The 4,288-nt window shown below is 68.6% G+C and carries 3 protein-coding genes; all 3 read left to right on the forward strand.

The annotated features are described in order from the left end of the window. Window positions 1-394 precede the first annotated feature (394 nt). The 3 genes from thyX (at window position 395) to ACFU99_RS35055 (ending at window position 4,034) form a co-directional block, all read left to right on the forward strand. On the forward strand, window positions 395-1,159 hold the full coding sequence (gene thyX, locus ACFU99_RS35045) for an FAD-dependent thymidylate synthase (protein WP_384400052.1): 765 nt from the start codon (window positions 395-397) through the stop codon (window positions 1,157-1,159). Between the two features lie 184 nt (window positions 1,160-1,343). After that, window positions 1,344-2,243 (forward strand): 4-hydroxy-tetrahydrodipicolinate synthase, encoded by a 900-nt coding sequence (gene dapA, locus ACFU99_RS35050; RefSeq protein WP_384400055.1) that lies wholly within the window; start codon window positions 1,344-1,346, stop codon window positions 2,241-2,243. A 105-nt stretch (window positions 2,244-2,348) separates the two neighbouring features. Next, window positions 2,349-4,034, forward strand: a complete 1,686-nt coding sequence (locus ACFU99_RS35055; RefSeq protein ID WP_384400058.1) for a ribonuclease J — start codon at window positions 2,349-2,351, stop codon at window positions 4,032-4,034. The last annotated feature ends 254 nt before the right edge of the window (window positions 4,035-4,288 follow it).

The raw sequence follows: 4,288 nt of genomic DNA on the forward strand, positions 1-4,288 counted from the left end.
CGGTCAAACCGACCAGGACACGTCCGGCGAGCTGCGACCGGCTCGCGCGTTCTCGGGGCGGCGGCGTGATGTTGCTGCGGTAACGCTCGGCTTCGGCGACGAAGGCGAACGGCACGGGCTCTCGCCGGCGGAACATGAAGGGCTCTCCTAAGAACCTCGTAGTGGGCACTCACACATACAGACGATCGCCGGCCCGTTTTGGTGCCCGTTTTCAGCAACTTTCTGTGAAAAATATCAACTCTCGCTCCGACTGCTTCCGATGGCCTGCGCCGTGGCGGCGGCGACGGAACGGAACCGGCGGGCGGCCTGGTGAAGTTCCAGGCGGCGGGGGCTCCGGCCGGTCGGCGGGGCGGTTGTGTCAGTGGCGGCCCGTAGGCTGGGCGCCGCCCGAATCATGCGATTGGAAGGACCCCCGCCGGTGAGCGACACCCCCACCGAGAGCGCCGCACCCAGCTTCCGCAGCGACGTCACCGTCGAGCTGGTCAAGCACAGCGCCGCCGACTCCGACGTGCTGTTCGCCGCCCGCGTCTCCACCGCCGGCGAGCAGTCCCTGGCGGAGGTCACCAAGGACCCGGAGCGCTCGAAGGGGCTCATCAACTTCCTGATGCGGGACCGCCACGGCAGCCCGTTCGAGCACAACTCGATGACCTTCTTCATCAGCGCCCCGATCTTCGTCTTCCGCGAGTTCATGCGGCACCGCGCCGGCTGGTCGTACAACGAGGAGTCCGGCCGCTACCGCGAGCTCCAGCCGGTGTTCTACGTACCGGGGGAGTCCCGCAAGCTGGTCCAGGAGGGCCGTCCGGGCAAGTACGTCTTCGTGGAGGGCACACAGGCGCAGCACGAGCTGACGGGCCGCGTGATGGAGGACTCCTACCGTGCCTCCTACGAGGCGTACCAGGAGATGCTGGCCGCGGGCGTGGCCCGCGAGGTGGCGCGCACGGTGCTCCCGGTCGGCCTGTACTCGTCGATGTACGCGACGTGCAACGCCCGCTCCCTGATGCACTTCCTCGGGCTGCGCACCCAGCACGAGGCGGCGACCGTCCCCTCCTTCCCGCAGCGAGAGATCGAGATGGTCGGCGAGCAGATGGAGGAGGCGTGGGCCAAGCTCATGCCGCTCACGCACGCGGCCTACAACAAGAACGGGCGGATCGCCCCGTAGTGCACGTTGTGCACAGGTGTACGGGCCTAGCAGGGGAAGTGTCCGGATTGCGGTATTTCGCTACCTTCATCTAGGCTGACATACGGACTCGGCGCTGTCTGAACCCCCGAGCAGGCAGCGCCGGGATCCATAACGCACTCCCCAAGGGAGCACCTCACGGTGAGCAACGAGTAGCGTGGCCCCCATGGCTCCGACCTCCACACCGCAGACGCCCTTCGGGCGGGTCCTGACCGCGATGGTCACGCCCTTCACCGCTGACGGCGCCCTCGACCTCGATGGCGCCCAGCGACTCGCCACCCATCTGGTGGACGCCGGCAACGACGGACTCGTCGTCAACGGCACCACGGGCGAGTCCCCGACCACCAGCGACGCGGAGAAAGCCCAGCTCGTACGGGCCGTGGTGGAAGCGGTCGGCGACCGGGCCCACATCGTCAGCGGGGCCGGCACCAACGACACCCGGCACAGCGTCGAGCTGGCCCGCGCCGCCGAGCAGGCGGGCGCCCACGGACTGCTGGCCGTCACGCCCTACTACAGCAAGCCGCCGCAGGAGGGCCTCCTGCGGCACTTCACCGCCATCGCGGACGCCACCGGGCTGCCGGTGATGCTCTACGACATCCCCGGCCGCAGCGGCGTCCCGATCAATACCGAGACGATCGTCCGGCTCGCCGAGCACCCGCGCATCGTCGCCAACAAGGACGCCAAGGGCGACCTCGGCCGCGCCAGCTGGGCCATCGCCCGCTCGCGGCTCGCCTGGTACTCCGGCGACGACATGCTGAACCTGCCGCTGCTGTCGGTGGGAGCCGTCGGATTCGTCTCCGTGGTCGGCCACGTGGTCCCCTCGGAGCTGCGCGCCCTGCTGGAGGCGCACACCGGCGGCGACGTCCAGAAGGCCGTCGAGATCCACCAGAAGCTGCTCCCGGTCTTCACCGGCATGTTCCGCACCCAGGGCGTCATCACCGTCAAGGCCGCGCTCGCCCTCCAGGGCCTGCCCGCCGGCCCCCTGCGCCTGCCGCTCGTGGAGCTCTCCCCGGAGGAGACGGAGCAGCTCAAGCGCGATCTGTCCGCCGGCGGGGTACAGCTGTAGCCACAGACTTCACAACTGCATACCGACAACAACTGCAAGTGCACGAATGTCACGCGCGCCATGTGTCCCAGGGGGACATGTGGCGCGCGTGGTGAGGAGAGTCTTTTGAGTCATCCGCACCCTGAACTCGGTCCGCCGCCGAAGCTGCCCGAGGGCGGCCTGCGCGTCACCCCGCTCGGCGGTCTCGGCGAAATCGGCCGCAACATGACGGTCTTCGAATACGGCGGCCGCCTGCTCATCGTCGACTGCGGGGTGCTCTTCCCCGAGGAGGAGCAGCCCGGAATCGACCTGATCCTGCCGGACTTCACGTCCATCCGGGACCGTCTCGACGACATCGACGGCATCGTCCTCACCCACGGGCACGAGGACCACATCGGCGCCGTCCCCTACCTGCTCCGCGAGAAGGCGGACATCCCGCTCATCGGCTCCAAGCTGACCCTCGCCTTCATCGAGGCGAAGCTCCAGGAGCACCGCATCCGCCCGTACACGCTTGAGGTCACGGAAGGGCACCGCGAGCGCGTCGGCCCCTTCGACCTGGAATTCGTGTCGGTCAACCACTCCATCCCGGACGCGCTCGCGGTCGCCATCCGCACCCCGGCCGGCATGGTCGTGCACACCGGCGACTTCAAGATGGACCAGCTGCCGCTCGACGGCCGCCTCACCGACCTGCCCGCCTTCGCGCGGCTCGGCGAGGAGGGCATCGACCTGCTGCTCTCGGACTCCACCAACGCCGAGGTGCCGGGGTTCGTCCCGCCCGAGCGCGACATCTCCAATGTGGTGCGCCAGGTCTTCGCCAGCGCCGACAAGCGCATCATCGTGGCCAGCTTCGCCAGCCACGTGCACCGCATCCAGCAGATCATCGACGCCGCGCACGAGTACGGGCGACGCGTCGCCTTCGTGGGCCGCTCGATGGTCCGCAACATGGGCATCGCCCGCGACCTCGGCTATCTGAAGGTCCCGGCCGGGCTCGTCGTCGACGTCAAGACCCTCGACGACCTGCCGGACGACGAGGTCGTGCTCGTCTGCACGGGCTCCCAGGGCGAGCCGATGGCCGCCCTGTCCCGGATGGCCAACCGCGACCACCAGATCCGCATCGTCCAGGGCGACACGGTGATCCTGGCCTCGTCGCTCATCCCGGGCAACGAGAACGCGGTCTACCGCGTCATCAACGGCCTCACCCGCTGGGGCGCCAACGTCGTCCACAAGGGCAACGCCAAGGTGCACGTCTCGGGCCACGCCTCGGCCGGCGAACTGCTGTACTTCTACAACATCTGCAAGCCCCGCAACCTGATGCCGGTCCACGGCGAATGGCGGCACCTGCGGGCCAACGCGGAACTGGGCGCGCTCACCGGCGTCCGCAAGGACCACATCGTCATCGCCGAGGACGGCGTCGTCGTCGACCTGGTGAACGGCGCCGCGCGGATCGTCGGCAAGGTCCAGGCGGGCTACGTGTACGTGGACGGCCTCTCGGTCGGCGACGTCACCGAGTCCTCCCTCAAGGACCGCCGCATCCTCGGGGACGAGGGCATCATCTCGGTCTTCGTCGTGGTCGACAGCACCACCGGCAAGGTCGTGGGCGGCCCGCACATCCAGGCGCGGGGCTCCGGCATCGAGGACTCCGCCTTCGCGGCCGTGCTCCCGAAGGTCGAGGAAGCCATCGCCAAGGCGGGCTCCGACGGCGTCGCGGAGCCGCACCAGCTCCAGCAGCTCGTGCGCCGCACCCTGGGCAAGTGGGTCTCCGACAGCTACCGCCGTCGCCCCATGATCCTGCCCGTCGTCGTCGAGGTCTGACGCCGCGTCAACACGCTGGACGGCCGCACCGATGCCGATTTGCATCCGGGCGCGGCCGTCCAGTACGTTTACGGCTCCACCGCAACGGGAACCGCGATCACTCACGTGTGACCAAGCCCCGGAAAGCGGGTGGAAATCCGGCCCAGGGAAACCTGATAAAGTCGGAAAAGCCGAAAGGCAAGCCCCCTCCGACGGGGACCGGAAATGAATTCCGACCGGAAACGGAACGGAAAACGGATCTGGTAGAGTCGGAA

Source organism: Streptomyces sp. NPDC057654 (assembly GCF_042800135.1).
Lineage (GTDB): Bacteria > Actinomycetota > Actinomycetes > Streptomycetales > Streptomycetaceae > Streptomyces.

Coding starts and splice junctions, on each gene's coding strand:
- dapA (WP_384400055.1), top strand. CDS start 1,344: ATGGCTCCGACCTCCACACCGCAGACGCCCTTCGGGCGGGTCCTGACC.
- thyX (WP_384400052.1), top strand. CDS start 395: ATGCGATTGGAAGGACCCCCGCCGGTGAGCGACACCCCCACCGAGAGC.